Raw genomic sequence first — 21,836 nt, forward strand, 5'->3', positions numbered from 1 at the left:
TTCGGTGAACGTCATCCATAGCGCAACGGAGCTGAAACCTGCGGGACGGAAAGTCTGCGCGGCAATCGGGTTTTTCGACGGAGTTCATCTCGGCCACCAGCAGATCATTCGGCAAACGATCGCCGACGCGCAGCAACACGGGGCGATTTCTGTCGTTATCACGTTTGACAATCATCCCACGACGATCGTGGCACCCGAACGCGCGCCCGCCTTGATTCATCCGCTCGCGCAGCGCTTGCGAACGATTGAGTCTTTTGGAGTTCACACGCTGCTGCTGCTGCATTTCGATCGCGATTTCAGCCAACAACCGGCCGAGGATTTCATTGCCAGCCTCGCGCGTGACCTCGGCCGCATCCACAGCCTGTGCGTCGGGGCGAACTTTACGTTCGGCCATCAGCGTGGCGGAAACGTTGCGTTGCTGGAACGCATGGGAAAGAGTCTGGGTTTTGCGGTGCATGGGCTGGCCGCGGTGGCGCTCGACGGCAAGACGATCAGCAGCACGCGCGTCCGTGAAGCGATCCGCAATGGCGATTTGGATGCCGCAGGGCAGATGCTGGGTCGCGCCTACTCGATCAGCGCGGCGGTCGAAGAGGGCGATCGACTTGGATCGCGCATTGGCTTTCCCACAGCGAACCTCAGCGTGCGCGGGTTGGTGCTTCCTCCCAACGGGGTGTATGCAGCGCAGGCGATCATCGGAGGCGCAACACATCGCTGCGTGTTGAACATCGGCGTGCGACCCACGCTCGAGACCAGGAATCCCGCGACGCGGCTTGAAGTGCATGTCCTGGATTTCAGCGGCGACCTGTATGGCCAGGAATTGGAAGTCGTGTTCGGTGAAAAACTTCGCGAGGAGCAGAAGTTCGGATCACTTGCGCAGTTGCAGGAGCAAATTGCCAGGGACGTGGCGGCTGCCCGATTGGCCGGCTGACATTCGCGAAAATCCCGGGGATGCTGCTCCGTTCTTTCGCGTTCCAAGTCGGGGGCCGAAAAGACGCGTGAAGACAAACGAAGGCTGGCCTCCTGTTCCGGATTCCGCTACTCAGGTGCAGCATCGCATATGAACGCAGCCCCGCCCCCAGCTCGCGAACGCTGGCCTTTCCAGGTCAAGTATATCCTCGGCAACGAAGCCGCGGAGCGGTTCAGTTATTACGGGATGAAGGGCATCCTGGCCTTGTACATCACCAACGTGTTGCTGATGACCAAGGATCAGTCGACACACATCATCCACCTGTTCGGTTTCGCCAATTACTTCATGCCGCTTGTCGGCGCGTGGGTGTCGGATCGGTTCCTGGGCCGATACAAAACCATTCTTTGGATTTCCCTTTCCTACTGCGTCGGGCATGGCGTGATGGCGTTGAGCGATGTCACCACGACCATTGATGGAAAAACGATGTGCCTGTACATCGGCCTTGCGCTGATTGCGTTTGGATCAGGCGGAATCAAGCCGTGCGTGTCGGCGTTCATGGGGGATCAATTCAAGCCTGAACAGCGGCACCTGCTGCAAAAGGCATATGCGGCGTTCTACTGGTCGATCAACCTGGGTTCGACCGCGTCGTTCCTGATCATTCCATGGGTCGCGCGCAAGCATGGGTATGCGTGGGCGTTTGGAATTCCGGGACTCGCGATGGCGTTCGCAACCTTCGTTTTCTGGCTCGGAACGAAGCATTACGTGATGGTGCCGCCGGCGCGGACGACGCGGACGGCGGGGTTTCTGCAGGTCCTGTCGTTCACAACTGCGAAGTTTCTCAAGGCTTGGTTGAACCGTGAGCAGCCGAGACAACCATTCTGGGACGCGGCGCGCACGAAATTTCGGGAGGATGAAATCGATGCCGCGCGATCAGTCCTGCCGATCCTTTCCATCTTCGCCCTCGCACCGATTTTCTGGTCGTTGTTCGATCAAACGTTTTCGACGTGGATCCTGCAGGGTGAACAAATGGTGCCGTACCAGCTTGGGGATTTCACGATTGGCCCGGAGGCGATGCTGACGGCAAACCCGATTCTCGTGATGATTTTCCTGCCGATCCTCACGTGGGGCGTCTATCCGATGCTTGGCAAGTGGGCGACGCCGCTTCGGCGCATGTCGGCCGGAATGTTCCTGGCAGGCGGGTCATTCATCGTAGTGGCGATGATGCAGACACGGATCGACCAGGAGGGCGCCCAGTTGAGCGTCCTGTGGCAAATCGTTCCCTACATCATCATCACGATTGCGGAAGTCCTCTTTTCAACAACGGGACTTGAGTTTGCGTTCCGCGAAGCCGCGCCGTCGATGAAGAGCACGATCCTGGGTTTCTGGAATCTGACCGTGGCATTGGGCAACCTGCTCGTAAGCGTGCTCACGTCAGTGCTTGCCGTTGGGGATAGTGGCTCGGAATCGGTCAGCGCGGGTCGGTTTATGTTGTATGCGGCGATGACCTTTGGCGTCGCAGTGGTCTTTGCGATCGTGGCGTCGTTTTATAAGTATCGCGATCCAAGTGCAGCGCTGGGCAAGTGACGCGGGTGATCTGATCAGCCGAAGAGCCGTTTCAACAGCTCGGGCCCGTTTCCCCACAAAACGAGGAGGACGCCCATGAGCGAACCGCCCGCGATGATTCCAGACGCGACTGGGAACGTGAATTCCTCCGCGGCGTTTGGCGCCTTCTTTTGGACGGCGTAGGCGATCACTGCGCCGATGAAAAACAGGAGCGCGTAATACCATTGAAACACCCACGCCAGCCCTGCGGCTGCGGCGGACGGGTAGTAGGCCCGGCCTTTTGGAAACAGAACGGGAAGGAGGGCGAATAGTGCGCCCACGGCGCCCCCAACCCCGATGGACCAGATCTTCACCGGTTCCAAGGCGCTCAAGCCAACACTGAGGGCTTTCGCAACAGCGGCCCAGGTTTGCGCAGCCGGCGCGGGAAATTGTTCCGTTCCAAGCACTGAGGCATCGGGGACGAGGGCGCGAAACGCAAACACGGTCACGAACGTTCCGACGAAAATTCCGGCGAACTGTGCGATGAATTGCTTTCGCGGATTGGCGCCAAGCAAATAGCCGCTTTTGAGATCCACGAGCAGGTCAGCGGAAGACGCGGCCGCCGCAGACGTGATGTTCGCGCTCATGAGGTTCACGTTGATGTTCCCCGGGTTGATCGCACCAAACGTCAGTTGCGTCACCTTGCCCAACGGCCCGATGGGAGTGACATCCGTTTCGCCCGTGATGCGGCAGGCGACCAGGGCGAGCGCGAACGAGAGCACCACCGCAAGAAGGCTTTGCCAATACGGCATGTCGAACGAAATCTTCGCAAGCCAGGCGAGCGTAATGAGCGCGATGAATTGACCCGCTGCGAACCAGCTCATCGGGGTCTCGATGCGTTCCATCGGGTCGTTGGATGCCTTCTTCGTGGTGAACATCGAAGTCAGCGAACGAAACGCGCGAACGACGCTGCTCCACTGCAGCAGAAAGCTGAGGACCCCGCCCGACACCATGCACGCCGTGCCGCCCCAGAGTGTCCATTGGACAAGATCGCGGAAGCCGCTGGTGGTGACGACGCCCTGTTGTTGCAGGATGGGCACAAAGACGCCCCAACAGAGAGTTCCGCTGATGAACATGGTGGCGCAGACGCGCATTCCTGTGATGGCTCCGGCAGCAACAAAGATGGCATCCCAGGAGAAGACGATCGTTCGGCCGCTCCACGCTGCGTAATTGTCGCCAAGCAACGCCTTCTGGGCGTTCGACAGCAGCGCGCTGCTCGAGAACCGCTCCTCAAGCTGCGGCGCGACGCGTGAGAGAAGGCCGAAACCTTCAGCCCAGAACTTGTCGATGGCGGCAAGAATGCCCGAGATGAAGAGCGCCTTTGCGGCTCGCAGGCCTTTGCCGGAATGCGAATGCAGGGCACGCAGCGTTTCCGCGGCTGCAATGCCGCTGGGAAATCGAAGCTGCTCCACGTTGATCATCTGGCGCTTCATCGGTATGGCCATCGTCACCCCAAGCACCGCAAGAAAGAAAACCCAGGCAAGCATCAGGCCCAGGGACATTTGCGTGTTGTTGAGAATGACGAAAGCGGCAAACGCGGAGATCAATGTCCCACCCGTCGAATAACCCGCGGAACTGGCCGTGGATTGCATGCAATTATTCTCGAGGATCGTCATCGGCCGCCGTGCGATCCGAATTTTATGGAGCGTCGTCCAGATGGCGTAGGAAAGGATGCAGGCGGTGATTGCGACGCCGAAACCCCAGCCGGCCTTCAGTCCGATATAAAGATTGGTCAGCGAAAGCACACCGCCGAGAGCGGAGCCCATGATCACTGCGCGCCAGGTGAGTTGGGGCATCGAATCGCCGCGCCCTTTGTACACCTGCTCGAACCATTGGCGCTCGATCTCTTCGGGAGTTCCCTTGAATCCCTGGATCGGAAGTGTGAATTCGTGCGCCGATGCTGCAGGAGCGTCGCTGCCGGAACCAGATTCGGATTGCATGCGGCAAGAATTCCCCAGCCAACGCGGCGGAGCGACTCTTTTTTCGGGCACAGACCTCCAGGTTCTCGGCCAGAGCGGCGACTTGCAGTCGGCTTCCGATGACAAGAACCGATCGTGCGCACATTGAGAGTTGTGTCGATGCAACAAAAAAGTCCAACGCGCCACGAATTCCGCCGCGGGAAAAAATGAAGCGCTGCAAGTCGGCGCTCCGCTGTCGCGGTCGGGGGAGACGTGCTGTGACCTTCGTAATGGATCGCTACGGGACTCGCAGCTTCTTTCGCCACCAAAACATTCTCTCGAGTCCCGTGCGGTTTGGATACGACCGCGGCACCCAGTCTTCGAGCAACTCAAAGCCCGCAGAGAAGCGTCGCAATTGTTCTTCGCGATCTGTTCCAAACGGCGGCCCGTCGGTGTCAGGAATGAAATAGTTCACCGCGAGAAAATGGCCACCGGGTTTCAGCCAGCGCAGAGCCGCTTCAACGTATGCGTCGCGTTCAGAAGGTTGAATGGCGCAGAACAGTGTGTGCTCAAAGATCCAGTCGAATTGCCGAGGAAGGGTGTCGCGAAGAAAATCACCGTGCTGAAAATGCGCGCGCAATCCTGCGGCTTCAGTTTTCTCGCGCGCCAATCGAATCCCGCTCGGCGCGAGGTCGAATCCGTAAACGTCAAAACCGGCCGCAGCCCACGCGCGGACGTCGTGGCCTGTGCCGCAGCCGGGAACGCAAACCGTGCCTTTTTCCAGCTTGTGTGAGGCCAGAAAATCCACGAGGCCGGGTGAGGCCTCGCCTTTGTCCCAACGCAGGTCGCCTGCCTGATAGAGGCTTTCCCAATATTGCTCGCTCATAAAATACGGCACAGACTTGGAGGTCTGCGCTACGGCTCAATCTGGCCATCAACAAGATGCACCACCTTCGGCGCCCGTGCTGCAACCGACGCGTCGTGCGTGGCAATGACGAGCGTGGTTTTCCGCTCGGACACCAGCGAGCACAGCAGGTTGATGATTTCGTTGCCTGTGTGGGAATCCAGGTTTCCGGTCGGTTCATCGGCGAGGATCAAGTCAGGTTCGTTGATCAGGGCGCGCGCAATCGCGACGCGCTGCCGTTCGCCACCGGACAGTTCGTTCGGACGATGTTCGACGCGATCCTTCAAGCCAACCTGTTCCAGCAACTGGCGTCCACGCGCCCTGGCCTTGTCCGCTGGGACTCGTGCAATACGCGCGGGCAGGCAGACGTTCTCCAGCGCGTCGAGCTCGGGCATCAGATGAAATGCCTGGAAAACGAAGCCGACGCGGGTGCGTCGCAGTTCGGCCAATTTTGCTGGTGCGAAGCGCGCGAGGTTTTGTCCGCCAAACCAGATCTCACCCGTGTCGGGTGTGTCCAATCCCCCCAACAAATGCAGGAGTGTGCTTTTGCCTGCGCCTGATGCCCCGCGCAGTGCGACAAATTCCCCGCGCGCCACGCTGATGCTCAGATCACGCAACACGGTGAGCGAACGGCGGCCCAGCGAGTACGTCTTGCTGACGCCCTGGGCGGAGACCAGCGTTTCCACGGAGTGCGATCGGGAATCACTCATAACGCAGCGCCTCCACCGGGTTGAGACGGCTTGCGTGCCACGCAGGAAACGCCGCGGCACAAAGGCAGATCAGCAGCGATCCCCCGCAGATGATCACGATGTCGCCGGGCACGATCAGCGCGGGCAACTGGGTGAAACCATAGATGTCCGCCGGGAACAGTTCCATTCCTGTAGCGCTGCGCATCATGCGCAGGAAACCGTTGCGATACGTGAGCAGCAGCAGTCCGCCGATTGTTCCTGTGATGATCCCCATCACGCTGACAATCAGGCTCTGTCCCATGAACACCCACATCACCTGGCGATTCGAAGCGCCAATGGCTTTCATCATTCCGATTTCGCGCGTCTTCATCACCACGAACGTGATGGTCGTGCAGGTGATTCCGAATGCGGCGACGATGACAATGAAGAAGAGGATGTAGAGCATCACGTTTTTCTCCACGAGCACCGCGGAAAGCAGCGCGCTGTCCTCAAGCCACGTCTTGATCGTGAGCCGCGGATCCAGCGTGCGCGCGAGTTGTGCCCGAACGGGGAAGGCGAGTTGCGGGTCGTCCAGCACCACCGTGATCGCGTGAACGCTGTCGTCGAGTTCGTACATGTCCTGGGCATTCTCCAGCGACGCGACGATCATGTTCAGGTTGTACTCCTCAAAACCCACATTGAAGATTCCGCGTACTTCGTATTCATCGGAAAGCACGACCTCCTCTTCGCCTTGCTCGCGACTCTCCTTCATTCGCTCGATGTGTTTGGGAGAATAAATATCGATTCGATCGCCGACGCCTGCTCCGAGCCGGGACGCGAGCGCCGTTCCGATCAGAATGCTGCGCCCACCGAGGTCGAATTCACCGTGAACAATGTTCGTGGAAAGCGAACTGAAACGGCCTTCGGTTTCGAGGTCGAAGCCGCGAATATTCGGGGCCCAACGGGCCGATTGTCCGTTCTCGAGGCGATATTCCACGAGGACAGGGCCCATGATAAGCGGGGCGACGCCCTTGACGTGTTTGTTGGTGGCGACCTGTTTCATCAGCTCGCGGTAATCGGGCAGGGTGGAGCCCGATTCATGGATGCTGATGTGCGGGTTGAGGCGCAGGATGATGTCGCGGAGTTCCTGCCCGAAGCCTGTCATGACGCTGATGACGATGATCAGAACGGCGACGCCGAGTGCGACGCCGATGACCGAGATGAGCGTAATGACTGAAACGAACGTGCGTTTCGGCCGCAGGTAACGCAGCGCGAGCAACAGTTCGAAGGGCAGTCCAGACATGCGGCGGAAGCTAAACGGATCGATTCAAAGTTCAAGGTTCAAAGTGGGTTGAGCCTGCAACATTCATTCAGATTAAGAGATGAGCAACCACGAAACACACTCATCACACGAAATGGGGCAAGCAAAGATCTGCAGCACGGCGATCCGCTGTTCGGAAATGGCTGGCACAATGCTTTCGAAGGGAACCTGAACGCAAACAACCATCCAAAAGAATTCGCAGCATGCGCCGGATGCGGGTAAAGCCGTACGCCAGTTGCATTCAGCGTGCCTGTGCGCTAGTTCTTTGGAGAACCAGCAGCCGGCCAGGGACAGCATCGACAAATTTTTATGTGCGATCGAAACGAACAATTGGGGCGCCCCTTCACGCGCCGTGAGTTTCTGAAAGTTTCCGCTGTCGCGGGAATCGGCCTGGCGAGTGCGCCGAAACTCTTCTCGGCGGATTCAACACCTGGCGAAATCCCTGTGCGCGAACTGGGAAAGACCGGCGTAAAGGTTTCCGCCGTTGGACTGGGCGGTTATCACATTGGGATTCCGGACGAACAGGAAAGCATCCGCATGATCCGCAGCGCCATTGATCGCGGGATCACTTTCATGGACAACTGCTGGGATTATCACAACGGCAAGAGCGAGATCTACATGGGCAAGGCATTGCGCGATGGGTATCGCGACAAGGTTTTCCTGATGAGCAAGATCGATGGCCACACAAAGGAGGCCGCGGCAAAGCAGATTGAGGAATCGCTTAAGCGGCTGCAAACGGATCGAATTGACCTCATGCAATTTCATGAGGTGATTCGCGACACGGATCCCGACAAGATCTTTGGGGAGGGCGGCAGTGCGGAGGCGATGCTTGAAGCGAAGAAGGCGGGCAAGATCCGGTTCTTCGGATTTACCGGCCACAAGGACCCGGCGATTCATCTGAAATGCCTGCGCGTTGCAGCGGAGAAGCAATTTCCTTTCGATGCCGTCCAAATGCCGTTGAATGTGATGGATGCCCACTTCCGCAGCTTCGAAAAGCAAGTGTTGCCGGAACTCGTGAAGAATCGCATTGGCGTTTTGGGAATGAAGCCTCTAGGGAGTGGAGCGATTGTTCGAAACGGCGGCGTAACGGCTATTGAGTGCCTGCATTACGCGATGAGCCTGCCGACGTCGACGGTGATCACGGGATGCGACACGATGAAGATTCTGGACCAGGCGGTGGAGGCAGGGCGGACGTTCAAGCCGATGACCAGGGAACAGATAACGGCATTGCTTGGAAGGACACGCGAGCCTGCACAGGAGGGCCAGCTCGAGCGCTTCAAGACATCCACGCAATTCGACGGCACCACGCATAATCCGCATTGGCTGGGGTGAGATGGAACATAGCCCAGGTGTCCGAACCTGCTGGATCGCCGTGCTTCCAAGCGGCTGGGCGTAACCCGCGCATTCGCGATACAACTGACTCGGAGGTCTGCGATACAGCGGCGCTGCGTGGGAGCGGGATTCATTTTGCTTGAATTACGGATGCCGCATCGGGATTATCCACGACACGTCGGCCGGTGGTCCGTGAGGAGCGTCGAAGGGCAGTTTGTCTCGCCCGGTTTAGCTTTGAACGAACCCGAGCTGCGCATGACAGTATGTCGCAACGCTCCAGTGCATTGACCTGGTTTAAACGAGATAAGGAACGGGACCGGTTTTACCTTTTCCCGGGGATGGGCGGCCGCGCGGCGCGCGCGAAGCACCGTCGCATCCTGAATTGGTCCATTGCGATAGGCCTGCTCGTTTCATCGATCGTTGCCATCTGCATCTACCTTGCGAACCGTCCCGGGCTTTAGGCGCGCGACGCCGAAAGCGCTGAAGGTTCTGCGGTTTAGGCGCGAACGGATTTCCACAACCGCGGTTCACCTCGACCCAAACCTCTGGCAATCCCTTACCTCAGTTGCAAAACGGGGCGACGCCGGTAAGCTCAGCGCATGATGAAGGCCGAACGAACGCCAGCGGATCCCGAATTGAGGCGCCGTATCCAGGAACTGATCCAGTTCAAGGGCGGGGGATACAACCAGGAGAGCGTTGCCGATATCATAGAAAGCGCGCTGAAGCTCCTGCACGACGTCCAGGACAGCGGCGATGTGCGCGTCATCCGCACCGCCATTCGCGAGTTGCGATACGCCTTCCGTTTGTTTGCGCCCTTTGCCCACGCCCGCAAGGTGACGATTTTCGGCTCCGCGCGGACGTTGCCATCAAAATTGGAATATCAGCAGGCACTGGAGTTCGGCCGCAAGATCGCAGAGGCGGGGTTCATGGTCATCACCGGGGCCGGCGGCGGGATCATGCACGCCGGGCATGAGGGCGCCGGGCCGGAGAAAAGTTTCGGGGCGAACATCCGCCTTCCCTGGGAACAAGGCGCGAATCCGATCATTCGCGAGGACAAGAAGCTCGTCACATTCAAATACTTCTTCACCCGCAAACTGATCTTTATCCGCCACTCCGACGCAATCGTGCTGTTCCCGGGGGGATTTGGAACCATGGACGAAGGGTATGAAGCGCTCACCCTGATGCAGACAGGCAAGAGCCAGTTGATGCCGCTGGTCCTTGTGGATCGGCCGGGCGGCACGTATTGGAAGACGTGGGACAAACACGTGCGTGAGCACCTGCTCCGTGATCAATTGATTTCCCCGGACGATCTGAACCTTTACCGCATCACCGATAATACCGACGAAGCCGTCAAGTGCATCACCCGGTTTTACAGGAACTTCCATTCCAGCCGCTTCGTAAAGGAGTTGTTCGTGATCCGCCTTAAACATGCGCCCACCGAGACTGCAATTGAGGCAATGAACGAGGACTTCCACGACATCATCACCGGAATCCCCATTCGTGTGACGGGTCCCACGCCTGAGGAGCTTGAGGATGGAGATAATGTCGACCTGCCGCGGATCGCATTTGGATTCAACCGCCGGGACTATGGGCGTTTACGGCAGCTGATCGATGTCCTGAACAGTCTTTGATCCGAGGGCCTGCATAGGGTCTTAACCCCATATTTTGAGTGTTTGCGGAGTGTGGATACTTTTCCGGTCCCGTTCGTCCCTTTTCTCGGATGTTGGCGCATTCTGAAAAGTTAACGCAGTCACAGGAACCCGCAGCCTTTGCGGCATCCTGTGTCGAATTTTCTTTGCCCCTGGTTACAGTGATTGGCTGCAACGTCTTCATTGCCAAAGTCTTTGAGGGTCAGGCGGGACGGCCTGCTGAGTCGTTTATTGTCTGATTTTTCGCCTCATGAGCCACTACATGCGTCGACTCTGCAGCCTGGTGCTCGCGATTCTCGTTTGCGTTTCCACTGAATCCCGGGGGGCTGAATTCGGAGAGGCTGAGCCCGCATCGGCGAAAAACCTGAAGCAGCTCAGTTTTGAGGAATTGTTGGAGCAGGAGGTCAGCCTGGTCACGCGGACTCCTGAGCGGCTGAGCCGATCTCCCTCGGCCGTGCAGGTCATTACGGGGGATGATATCCGCCGTTCCGGTGCGACGAGCATTCCTGAGGCGCTTCGCCTTGCGTCGAACCTTCACGTGTCGCAGGTCGACACCCGAAACTGGTCGATCAATGCCCGCGGATTCAACAACCCGCTGGCAAACAAACTCCTCGTGATGATCGACGGCCGCTCGGTGTACACGCCCCTGTTCGCCGGCGTGTTTTGGGATGTGCAGAACGCCCTGCTGGCCGACGTGGATCGGATCGAGGTCGTCAGCGGGCCCGGCGCCACCCTGTGGGGCGCAAACGCCGTTAATGGCGTAGTCAACATCGTGACGCGCGGGGCTCGCGACACCCAGGGGATGCTCGTGGAAGGCGGCGGCGGATCGCTTTTGCAGGATTACGGCGCCGTTCGCTATGGCGGCCATGTGGGCAGCAATTTCTTCTATCGCGTTTACGGCTTCCGATTTGATCGGAATCCTACGGTTTTCCCGAACGGCCGCGATGCAACGGACGCATGGGAGATGACGCAGGGCGGATTTCGAGCCGACTGGCTGCCGAGCGAGGCAAACACAATTACGATTCAAGGAGATTTCTATTCGGGAGAAAACGAAGGGGAGCCGGGCGTGCGTTCGGCAATCGATGGACAAAACCTGCTCGGCCGCTGGACGCATGCGTTGTATGAGGAATCCGACTTTACACTGCAGTTCTACGTGGATCGCACCTGGCGCAACGTCATGCCTCGGAACAATGAGGAACTGCGGACGTATGACATCGATTTTCAGCATCGCCTTCCGCTTGGGTCGCGAAACAATGTGACGTGGGGGCTCGGGTACCGGCTGATGCAGGACGACGTGAAGAATTCGGCTTCACTGGCATTTTTTCCTGCGCGGCGCGACCTGCACCTGTTCAGCGGTTTCCTGCAGGATGAAGTGGTGCTTGTCCCTGATCGGTTGAAGCTGACGGTGGGTTCGAAGGTTGAGCACAACGATTACACAGGCTTCGAATTTGAACCCAGTGGACGACTTGCCTGGCTGCTGGATGAACGGCATACGCTCTGGTCGGCGGTATCGCGCGCCGTTCGCGCACCGAGCCGCATCGACACAGACGTCCTGTTTCCTACCGCAGGCCTTGCGGGAACATCGGACTTCAAAGCTGAAGAGTTGCTGGCGTTCGAATTGGGATACCGCGTGACGCCGCATCGCAACGTTTCGCTCTCACTCGCGACGTTCTACCACATGTATGAGAACATCCGCAGCATAGAACCTGCTCCCGGTGGATTTGAGATTCAGAATAAGAACGAGGCGGAGTCCTGGGGCGTGGAGCTTTCGGGCACAATCCAGGCAACAGACTGGTGGCGTATGCGAGGGGGCTATACCTATTTTGATCGCGATGTGCGCCAGGTTCGCGGCGGGATGGACATCAACGACGGAACCAGCGAGGGGAACGATCCCCGCAACCAGGCGGTTGTCCAGTCGATGTTCAACCTGCCAGGCAGGGTAGAGCTGGACTTCACATTCCGTTACGTCGACGCACTGCCGTCCCCGCATGTGCCCGCATATTTCACCGTTGACACGCGCGTCGCGTGGCATCCGACTGAAAACCTGGAGCTTTCGGTGGTTGGACAAAATCTCTGGGACGACCAGCATCCGGAGTTTGGCGCTGCCGGCACGCGGCAGGAGATTCCACGCAGCATATTTGGAAAGGTGACATGGCGGTTTTAGGGGCAACTCATCGGAAAAGGGCGGGTGGATGGCGACAGCCCCGGGGGCTGCGCGGCTGGGATATTTTCCGCATTCGCACCGCGTGGTGGATGGCACTTCTATGGTTTGTTTCGGGGACGCTTGCATGGGCGCAACCTGTTTCGCGCGAGTATCAGTTGAAAGCGGTGTTCCTTTTCAACTTCGCACAGTTTACCCATTGGCCCACCAACGCCTTCGCCGGCACCAACGATCCGATTGTGATTGGGGTGCTGGGACGAAACCCGTTTGGCGATGCGTTGGGGGATACGGTGCGGGGGGAAACCGTGGGTGGCCGCCCGCTGTCGCTCGAGCATTACAGCCGGGTGGAAGAGGCGACCAACTGCCACATCCTGTTCATCGCGCCATCAGAAAGCCGCCGCACGCAACGGGCGATCGACGTGCTGCGCCAGCGCCCCGTCCTGACTGTGGGGGACGAGGATACGGCAGAGGGGCGCGCGGTCATGATCCGATTCGTTGAGCAAAACAACAAGTTGCGCATTCGCGTGAACCTGGATGCGGTCAACGACGCCCATCTGACGCTCAGCTCCAAGCTGTTGCGCGCGGCGGAAATTGTTTCTTCAGGGAGACAGTGATGCGACTTCAGGATCTTCCCATTCGCCGGCGCATCATGGCGGCCATCATGCTGACCAGCATGACGGTTGTGTTTCTCACGGTGGCGGCGTTCATGATCTACGATCTGACGACGTTGCGCCGCACCATGGCGCGGGACTTCACGACGCTTGCCCGTGTGCTTGCGGATAACAGCAGCGCGGCGCTGGCATTTCAGAACGACATTGACGCGCGCAAAGTCCTGGCTTCCGTCACGGCCGAACCGCAAATTGTGGCAGCTGCGTTGTACGACGCGGACGGGAGCCTGTTCGTATTTCATCCGCCCGAGCTGGACACGGCCTCCCTGCCGAAAAATCCCACGCCGATTCCCTATCAATTCAGCCGCCACGATGTGGTGCTGGTGCAGCCGGTCATGGAAGCGACGGCGCGGTACGGAACGTTGTATCTGAAGGCCGACCTGCGGATGTTTTACTCGCGCTTGAAGCTCTATGCCGTGCTCTCGATTATCATTCTCGCGAGTGCTGTCATTGTTGCCTTCGCGCTTTCGAACCGTCTGCAGCGGCATGTTTCAGAACCCATTTTAGAGCTCGCCGGCGCGGCTCAAAGGGTTTCGAAATTGGCTGATTATTCAGTGCGAGTGCCGCTCAGCAGCGCCGGGGAGATCGGCCTCCTGACGAGCGCATTCAACCAGATGCTCACGCGCATCCAGGAGCAGACAGTCGCGATTCAGGAGAGCGAGAATCGATTGCGCATCGCGCTCGAGGCGTCGCGCACGGGCACGTGGGATTGGGATATTGCGGTTTCACGCGTGCGCTGGGACGAGCGGAACGCAGCTCTGTTCGGTCTGAAGCCTTCAGAATTCCGGGGCACGTACGAACATTTCGAGGCGTTAATAGAAGAGGGCACGCGGGAAACCGTCAAGCGCGCCGTTAAACACGCTCTCGAGCAAAAGACTGATTTCGAGGTGGAGTTTCCCATCGTGCTTCCGAACGGCACAAGGCGCCAGATGCTCGCCCGCGGCCGCGCGTTCTACGATGGGAATGGGAAGGCGGTTCATATGAGCGGGGTCACGCAGGATGTGACGGAACGCCGGCGTTCAGAAGTCGCGAGCCGCTGGTTCTCTGCAATCGTCGAATCGACGGATGACGCGATTGTCGGAAAGGACATGCATGGAATCGTCACGAGCTGGAATCGCGGCGCTGAGCGCATTTACGGGTACACAGCGGACGAAATGATTGGCAAGCAGATGGAAATCCTGTCCGTTCCCGAGGACGCTGGCTTTGAAGAAAGGCTTCTCGACCAGGTGCGTCGCGGCGAGACCCGGCAATATGAGGTGGATCGGGTTTGCAAGGACGGAAAGCGGATCACCGTCGCGCTCACATCGTCGCCCGTGCGTTCCAACAATGGTGAAGTGATTGGCGTTTCGTCCATTTCGCGAGATATCACCGCGCGCAAACTCGCGGAACGCGAACTGGAGGAAAGCCGCGCGCGCCTTTCGGGAATCATCGGGTCAGCGATGGATGCGATCATCAGCGTCGATTCCAATCAGACGATTACGCTGTTCAACGCGGCGGCCGAACGAATGTTCCGCGTGGATGCGATCGACGCTGTTGGAAAGCCGCTCGACATGTTTATTCCCGAACGCTTCCGCCGCGCGCACCGCGGCCACGTCCAGGAGTTTTCAAAGACAGGATCGACGGCGAGAGCAATGGGGCACTTGCGGCCGCTGGCAGGTCTGCGGGCCAATGGCGAGGAATTCCCGATTGAGGCGTCCATTTCGCACATCGAGATCGGCCAGCAGCAAATCTTCACGGTCATCCTGCGCGACATCACCGAGCGGATGAACGCAGAGCAATCGCTTGAGCGGCAGGCGCGCGTGCTGCGGGAGCAGGCGCAAATGCTCGACCTTGCGAACGTGCTGGCGCGTGACCTCGATGACCGCGTCATTCTGTGGAACACAGGCATGGAGAAGATGTATGGATGGCTCCGCACCGAAACTTTGGGGCAGGTGGCGCATCAGATTCTTAAGGCCGGTTTTCCCGCCCCGCTCGAAGAGATTAAGGCGATTCTTTATCGGGAGGGACATTGGGAAGGGGAGGTGGTTCACACCCGCAAAGATGGCCAGCTGCTTTATGTGAACAGTCATTGGGTGCTCCACACGGACCCGCAGGGGCAGCCGATCGCGGTGCTTGAGGTGAACACTGACATCACGGAACGCAAGCACGCCGAGCAGGAGATCCTGCGCATGAACGCCGAACTCGAACGCCGCGTGCAGGAGCGAACGACTGAGCTTGTGGCGGCGAATCACGAGCTTGAGGCATTCACGTATTCAGTGGCGCACGACCTGCGTGCACCGCTGCGGCACATTGACGCATTCACAAAAATCATTTTCGACGACTTTGCCGACGAAATTCCCGAGGAAGCGCGCCACTATCTGGAGAACATTCGCAAGGGCAGCCAGAACATGAATCAGCTGGTGGACGACCTTTTGAACCTCGCGCGGATCGGACGACAGGAACCGCGGCGCGAGACGACGCAACTCAACGTGTTGGTCGACGACATCATTAGTGATCTGCGTCGGGAAACGGATCGTCGCAACGTGGAATGGCGGGTAAGCCCGCTGCCAACGGTGGAATGCGATCCCGGACTGATCAAGCAGGTGCTCGTGAACATCCTTTCCAACGCCGTCAAATACACGCGCCCAAGGCAGCAGGCGGTCATTGAGGTCGGTCAATTTGAAGAGAATGGAGAAACGGTCATTTTCATTCGCGACAACGGTGTCGGCTTCAATATGAAGTACATCGACAAACTGTTCGGTGTGTTCCAGCGGTTGCATCGGTCGGATGAATTCGAGGGCACAGGCGTGGGATTGGCGACGGTGGAACGAATCATTCGCAAGCATGGCGGCCGAATCTGGGCTGAGGCCCAACCCGACAAGGGCGCCACGTTCTACTTCACACTCGGCAACCGCGCCAACGCCGCTGCCGCCTGACGCCGCTTCGCGCCTGGGCTGCCCAAGCTCCCCGTCACGTTGAACCTTGAACGTGGAACCAGGTAATCCCTACTATCGCGCGCGACATGAGACGCGCCGTTTTCCTGGATCGCGATGGCACCCTGATCGCGGAGAAACATTATCTGCATCGGATAGCCGAGGTGGAAATTTTCCCAGGTGCGATCCCTGCATTGCGCCGGCTGCACGACGCCGGGTTTCTTTTGTTCGTCATCACGAACCAATCGGGTGTTGGCCGCGGTTATTTCACGCTCAACGATGTGGAAAATGTCAGCCGCCACATTGCGTCTCTGTGCGCAGAGGAAGGCGTTTGTTTCGCCAGGGTCTACGTGGCGCCGGAACATCCTGACGCTCCCAGCCGTGGACGCAAACCGTCACCGCAGTTCGCCTTTGACGCGCGGGAAGAGTTCGGGCTGGATCTGAGCCGCAGTTACATGATCGGCGACAAGCTGATCGATTTGGAATGCGGGTGGAATGCGGGGTTGCGCCGAAGTCTCCTCGTTCGCACGGGTTATGGGGCTGAGTTGGAACGAACTTCGCCCGGACAATTGACGAAAGCCGTCGTTGTGGATGGACTTCCCGACGCTGCAGATTGGATTCTCAAAGATTCGAGCCAATGAACATCCTCGGAATCATCCCCGCCCGTTTCGCGTCGACCCGTTTTCCGGGAAAGCCGCTCGCGCGCATCGCGGGAAAATTCCTCATCCAACACGTCGTTGAGCAGTGCCGCCGGGCAAAATCGCTTTCCGACGTAATTGTTGCAACCGACGACGAACGGATTGCCTCCGTTGCACGCGCATTCTGCAGGGTGGAAATGACGCGGCCAGAGCATCCAAGCGGTTCTGATCGCATCGCCGAGGTGGCGGCACGTTGTGATTGCGAAGCCGTCGTGAACATCCAGGGTGACGAACCCTTGATCGATCCCGAGGTGATCAACCGCGTGGCAGGCCTGCTTGCGGAGCATGAGATGTCGACGGCGGCGACGGTGATTCGGGATGTTGCCGAGTATGACAACCCCAACGTCGTAAAAGTCGTTGTCAATGCTGCCGGCCGCGCATTATATTTTTCGCGGCGCACGATTCCATATCTGCGCGAAGCCGCCAACCGTCCGGTGAGCGAACAGTTGGCGGCGTTTCCTTTTTTGAAACACCTGGGCATTTACGGATTCAGGCGGGAAACGTTATTGAAGCTCGTCCGATTCCCAGTGTCACCGCTGGAATCCGCGGAAAAGCTCGAGCAATTGCGGGCGCTGGAAAATGGAATCCAGATTGCCGTCGCGCGGGTGGAATACGACAGCGTTGGCGTGGATTTGCCGGCCGATGTTGCGCGCGTGGAAAGAATTTTGGCTGCAGTTCGAAATGATGCGCAGGGATGAAGGGATCAGGCGGAGAACCGTTGTGGGTCCGCCAGGAGCTGTGACCGGTAACCAATGAAATATATCTTCGTAACAGGCGGCGTGGTGAGTTCGTTAGGCAAGGGCCTGACCGCCGCCTCTCTCGGCACCCTGCTCGAAAACCGCGGCCTCAAAGTCGTCCTGCAGAAGTTCGATCCCTACTTGAACGTGGATCCGGGAACGATGAGCCCATACCAGCATGGAGAGGTTTACGTGCTCGACGACGGCGCGGAGACGGATCTCGACCTCGGACATTACGAGCGCTTCACCAACGTGAAGCTCACCCGGTTGAACAACCTGACGAGCGGACAGGTTTACCAGAACGTTCTCAACAACGAGCGCGAGGGCAAATACCTCGGAAAAACCGTCCAGGTCATTCCTCACGTCACGGACGAAATCCAGAACCGCATTCATCAGCTCGCCGAACAATCGAAGGCGGACGTGGTCATCACGGAGATCGGGGGCACGACTGGCGACATTGAAGGATTGCCATTCCTTGAAGCGATCCGCGAATTTGCCCTCGACGCAGGCCACGGCAACGTCGCCTTCATTCACGTCACCTACGTTCCGTTCATCAAGGCGGCAGGAGAGTTGAAGACGAAGCCCACGCAGCAGTCGGTCGCCAAGTTGCGCGAAATTGGCATCGCGCCGCACATCCTTGTCTGCCGCTGTGAACAGCCGCTCGACAAGGAGCTGCGTCAGAAAATTTCCCTGTTCTGCAATGTTCCCTACGAAGCCGTGATCGAGGAGAAGGACGTTGATCACAGCATCTACGAAGTACCCCTGATGCTGCAGCGCGAACGGATGGACGACCTGGTCTGCCGTCTTCTGCACCTGGATACGGGCGTGGCATCCATGGCGCACTGGCAGGAAATCATCCGCAAACTGATCGCGCCGCAGCATCGGGTTCGCATCGGCGTTGTGGGCAAATACATTGGCCATCAGGACGCGTACAAATCTGTTTACGAGGCAATCATCCATGGCGGCGTTGCCAACGATTGCGGGGTGGAAATTCAGCGGGTCGATTCCGAGGAGATTGAGCGCGACGGTCCCGAGAAACATTTGAAGGGACTCGGCGGCATTCTGGTCCCGGGAGGGTTTGGCGAGCGTGGCATTGAGGGTAAAATTCGCACGGCCCAATACGCGCGGGAGAAGAATATTCCGTATCTGGGGCTTTGCCTGGGCATGCAGATCGCCACGATTGAGTTCGCGCGTAATGTTCTGAAGTTGAATCGGGCCCATTCAACCGAGTTCGACGCCAATACGCCGCATCCTGTCATCGCCATGCTGGATGAACAGACGCGCGTCACGAAAAAAGGCGGCACAATGCGACTCGGCGCTCAGGCTTGCCAGCTCGTCATGGGAACCCGCGCGCAGAAGCTGTATGGCTCGTTTGTCGTCAAGGAACGGCATCGCCATCGTTACGAGTTCAACAATTCCTATCGGGAACGGTTCGAAAAGGGCGGGTTTGTGTTCAGCGGCTTCACCCCTGACGGCAAGCTGGTCGAAATCATTGAAGTTCCCGAGCATCCGTTCTACCTCGCGGCACAGTTCCATCCAGAGTTTCACAGCAAGCCGCACCAGCCGCATCCGCTCTTCCGGGGATTCATCGCTGCCGCCCACGCACAGATGCATCATAAGCCGATTTGAACCCGTGTCAGATGCGGGATTTCAGATTTGAGATGACCCGCCCCCGGGGCAAGTCCCTAGGGTGAACACCGCATATTCCGGCCGTCAAGTTTCTCGACGCGTGGCCGATATCTGGACAACAACAGCAATTAACCGAAGATAAAATATGCGAGTAGAACCAAACGACAGCACCCAGAACGCGTTCCGAGTGTCCTCATTAAAGGCAAAGCACATCGCCACCCCCAACGCAGCGGCCGAGGAAGCCGCAGACTTCGCTGCATCCGCCCAATTGCTCGAAAAGCTGGAGCAGGTTGAGTCAACCCGGGCCGGCAAGGTCGAGGCAGCCAAGGCATTGGTCGCCGACCCGAACTATCCTGGTTCGGCCACGCTGGCGAAGGTGGCCGATGTGATTGCGGAAGGCCTTGCGTCGGAAAAACGGCAATAATGCGGCGGATTTGAAGAGATTCCGATTGCTCCCGTACCGGCCCATCCCTACTTTTGCTCGCGTGTTCAAATCTGGTTTCGACACAACGACCCTTTAGCGTCCGCCCGAACAACCGGGATGGACGCGAACGCCTCGAACTGTTCTATTCGGGGCGTTTTTATTTGAAGCGTTAGTTGCCAGTAGTTTGGGCTGTGTGCCTGAACGGACGCGCAGGGACTGAAACTTTTTTATGGCCGAAGAAAATCCAGTGCAGCCGAATCCGCAACGCAAGACCCTCGACGAGCGCGAGAAGATGACGGAATTGGAGCGCATCCGCCATTCGTGCGCTCATGTCATGGCCACGGCCATCCTGCGACTCTGGCCAGACGCGCAATTCGCCTACGGCCCGCCTGTCGAGAACGGGTTCTACTACGATCTCGAATGTTCGCATCGCATTTCTCCCGAGGATTTCGAGAAGATCGAGGCGGAGATGAAGCGGGAGATCAAGGCGAACAACGTTTTTGAAAAGATCGTGGTCACGCGGGATCAGGCGATGGCCGAAGCCCGCACTGGCCGGCTGGGCGGCCTGGCTGAACGCCCGGGAAACGAAAGCAAGTTCAAGCTGGACCTGCTCAAGCAAATTCCCGAAGGCGAACAGATCACCTATTATCGCAATGGCGATTTCGTTGACCTCTGCGCGGGGCCGCATGTCATGCGCACGGGCAACATCGGCGCGTTCAAACTCACAAGCGTGGCCAGTGCCTATTATAAAGGCGACGAAAAGAACCCGCAGTTGCAGCGCATCTACGGGACGGCCTTCAAGAACAAGACGCAGCTTGACGAGTATTTCAAAATGCTCGAGGAGGCGAAGCGGCGCGATCATCGCAAGATCGGCGCGGAGATGGGATTGTTCGCGATCGACACGGAATACGTCGGACCTGGAATGCCCCTGTGGCTTCCGAAGGGCACCGTGCTGGTTGAGGAACTCGAAAAGCTCGCCAAGGAGACCGAGTTTGCCGCGGGATATGTCCGCGTCCGCACGCCGCATCTGGCCAAGGAGAAGATGTACAAGACCTCAGGGCACTTGCCGTATTACGCCGAGAGCATGTTTCCGGCGATGCATCTGCCGTTGGAAGGGATCACTTCAGATCTTACGCCAGAACAGAACAAGGCGATCACAAGTGAAGCAGATCAGAAGATTCTACAAGAATTGCCGAACTTTGAAGAACTAGAACGATTCCGGGGAAGGCAAGGGGAACTCCTTCACGTGATCGACAATACAATTGAAAGCTTCGACGGAGAGACGAAGAAACGATGGGAAATGCTTGCGCGGACAAGGCTTTCAGTTGCCCTCACCGAACATCTCACCGCCGAGCGCTATTACTTGAAGGCGATGAACTGTCCGCATCATCACCGCATCTTTGCGGCGGAACCGCGGAGCTATCGCGATCTGCCTCTGCGCCTCGCGGAATACGGCTGTTGTTATCGCTACGAGCAAAGTGGCGAACTCTTTGGACTGATGCGCGTGCGTTCACTCAACATGAACGACGCCCATATTTATTGCACGGAAGAGCAGTTCGCGGACGAGTTCCGCGCCGTGAATGAGATGTACCTGAAGTATTTCAAGATCTTCGGCCTCGAAAAATACCAGATGCGTTTCAGCACGCATGCGAAGGAAGGGCTTGGCGAAAAGTATGTGGATCAGCCGGAGTTGTGGCTCAAGACCGAGGACATGGTGCGCAAGGTCCTGATTGAATCCGGAATCAATTACGTGGAGGTCGCGAACGAAGCCGCGTTCTACGGTCCCAAGATTGACGTGCAGGTCTGGAGCGCGATCGGCCGCGAATTCACGATCGCCACGAACCAGGTGGACTTCGCTGTGCCCGCGCGATTCGGTTTGCAATACAAGGATCGCGACAATGTTCTGAAGACGCCCCTCTGCATCCATCGAGCTCCGTTGGGCACGCATGAACGATTCGTTGGGTTTCTCATCGAACATTACGCGGGCAACTTTCCCTTGTGGCTTGCGCCCGAACAGGTGCGCGTGCTCACGATTGGCGACGAGGAGCCGCTTGTGTCCTATGCGAAAGGCATCGCGCAGGAACTCCGGGCCAGCATGGTGCGGGTGGAAACTGATTTCGGGACGGATCCCATCAAGGCGAAGATCGCTGAAGCGGAGAAGGCAAAGGTGCACACGATGCTCGTGATCGGCGGCCGCGATCTCGAGTCGGGAAACGTAAGCGTGCGCCTGCATACGGGGGGACCGCAAGGCGCGAAGCCGAAGGCCGAGGTGGTGGCAAACATTCTGGCAGCGATCCGCGATCGCCGCGCGTGAGCGCGGTGGCAA

General features: G+C 58.3%; 17 protein-coding genes. 13 read left to right on the plus strand and 4 right to left on the minus strand.

Annotated elements, in window-relative coordinates:
• Positions 1–4 precede the first annotated feature (4 nt).
• The gene (locus VEH04_03950; protein ID HYG21911.1) at positions 5–928 is read left to right on the plus strand and encodes a bifunctional riboflavin kinase/FAD synthetase; all 924 of its coding nucleotides are present in this window, start codon (positions 5–7) and stop codon (positions 926–928) included.
• A 129-nt stretch (positions 929–1,057) separates the two neighbouring features.
• Positions 1,058–2,491: an MFS transporter gene (locus tag VEH04_03955; GenBank protein ID HYG21912.1), complete on the plus strand. Its 1,434-nt coding sequence runs from the start codon at positions 1,058–1,060 to the stop codon at positions 2,489–2,491.
• A 14-nt stretch (positions 2,492–2,505) separates the two neighbouring features.
• Here VEH04_03955 and VEH04_03960 read toward each other — a convergent pair whose 3' ends face one another.
• From VEH04_03960 to VEH04_03975, 4 genes are all read right to left on the minus strand, one after another.
• Entirely contained in the window at positions 2,506–4,449 is a 1,944-nt protein-coding gene (locus VEH04_03960; GenBank protein HYG21913.1) for an OPT family oligopeptide transporter, read from the minus strand.
• A gap of 256 nt (positions 4,450–4,705) precedes the next feature.
• Complete coding sequence (locus VEH04_03965; protein ID HYG21914.1) at positions 4,706–5,293, minus strand: methyltransferase domain-containing protein; 588 nt, start codon at positions 5,291–5,293, stop codon at positions 4,706–4,708.
• Between the two features lie 29 nt (positions 5,294–5,322).
• A complete protein-coding gene (locus tag VEH04_03970; protein HYG21915.1) occupies positions 5,323–6,021 on the minus strand; it encodes an ABC transporter ATP-binding protein in 699 nt (232 codons plus the stop codon).
• Positions 6,014–7,282 carry an ABC transporter permease gene (locus VEH04_03975; protein ID HYG21916.1) on the minus strand — a complete coding sequence of 423 codons (1,269 nt, stop codon included), beginning with the start codon at positions 7,280–7,282 and terminating at the stop codon, positions 6,014–6,016. Before VEH04_03975 ends, VEH04_03970 begins: the two co-directional genes overlap by 8 nt.
• 327 nt (positions 7,283–7,609) lie before the next feature.
• Here VEH04_03975 and VEH04_03980 point away from each other — a divergent pair, with 327 nt between their 5' ends.
• The 11 genes from VEH04_03980 to VEH04_04030 all read left to right on the plus strand — a co-directional run bounded on the left by VEH04_03980 (position 7,610) and on the right by VEH04_04030 (position 21,824).
• Positions 7,610–8,632, plus strand: coding sequence for an aldo/keto reductase (locus tag VEH04_03980; protein ID HYG21917.1), 1,023 nt, complete (start codon positions 7,610–7,612; stop codon positions 8,630–8,632).
• Between the two features lie 263 nt (positions 8,633–8,895).
• Complete coding sequence (locus VEH04_03985; protein HYG21918.1) at positions 8,896–9,093, plus strand: hypothetical protein; 198 nt, start codon at positions 8,896–8,898, stop codon at positions 9,091–9,093.
• A gap of 138 nt (positions 9,094–9,231) precedes the next feature.
• The gene (locus VEH04_03990) at positions 9,232–10,263 is read left to right on the plus strand and encodes an LOG family protein (protein HYG21919.1); all 1,032 of its coding nucleotides are present in this window, start codon (positions 9,232–9,234) and stop codon (positions 10,261–10,263) included.
• A gap of 280 nt (positions 10,264–10,543) precedes the next feature.
• Positions 10,544–12,445 carry a TonB-dependent receptor gene (locus VEH04_03995; GenBank protein ID HYG21920.1) on the plus strand — a complete coding sequence of 634 codons (1,902 nt, stop codon included), beginning with the start codon at positions 10,544–10,546 and terminating at the stop codon, positions 12,443–12,445.
• An 89-nt stretch (positions 12,446–12,534) separates the two neighbouring features.
• Entirely contained in the window at positions 12,535–13,056 is a 522-nt protein-coding gene (locus tag VEH04_04000) for a YfiR family protein (protein ID HYG21921.1), read from the plus strand.
• A complete protein-coding gene (locus VEH04_04005; protein ID HYG21922.1) occupies positions 13,056–16,025 on the plus strand; it encodes a PAS domain S-box protein in 2,970 nt (989 codons plus the stop codon). The genes VEH04_04000 and VEH04_04005 overlap by 1 nt, the downstream gene beginning before the upstream one ends.
• Positions 16,026–16,111: 86 nt before the next feature.
• Positions 16,112–16,663: an HAD family hydrolase gene (locus tag VEH04_04010; GenBank protein ID HYG21923.1), complete on the plus strand. Its 552-nt coding sequence runs from the start codon at positions 16,112–16,114 to the stop codon at positions 16,661–16,663.
• Positions 16,660–17,418, plus strand: coding sequence for a 3-deoxy-manno-octulosonate cytidylyltransferase (kdsB, locus tag VEH04_04015; protein HYG21924.1), 759 nt, complete (start codon positions 16,660–16,662; stop codon positions 17,416–17,418). Before VEH04_04010 ends, kdsB begins: the two co-directional genes overlap by 4 nt.
• A 54-nt stretch (positions 17,419–17,472) precedes the next feature.
• Positions 17,473–19,086, plus strand: a complete 1,614-nt coding sequence (locus VEH04_04020; GenBank protein HYG21925.1) for a CTP synthase — start codon at positions 17,473–17,475, stop codon at positions 19,084–19,086.
• Positions 19,087–19,231: 145 nt separating this feature from the next.
• On the plus strand, positions 19,232–19,510 hold the full coding sequence (locus VEH04_04025) for a hypothetical protein (GenBank protein ID HYG21926.1): 279 nt from the start codon (positions 19,232–19,234) through the stop codon (positions 19,508–19,510).
• Positions 19,511–19,739: 229 nt separating this feature from the next.
• Entirely contained in the window at positions 19,740–21,824 is a 2,085-nt protein-coding gene (locus VEH04_04030; GenBank protein HYG21927.1) for a threonine--tRNA ligase, read from the plus strand.
• The last annotated feature ends 12 nt before the right edge of the window (positions 21,825–21,836 follow it).

The organism is Verrucomicrobiia bacterium (genome assembly GCA_035629175.1).
GTDB lineage: Bacteria > Verrucomicrobiota > Verrucomicrobiia > Limisphaerales > DASXHY01 > DASXHY01.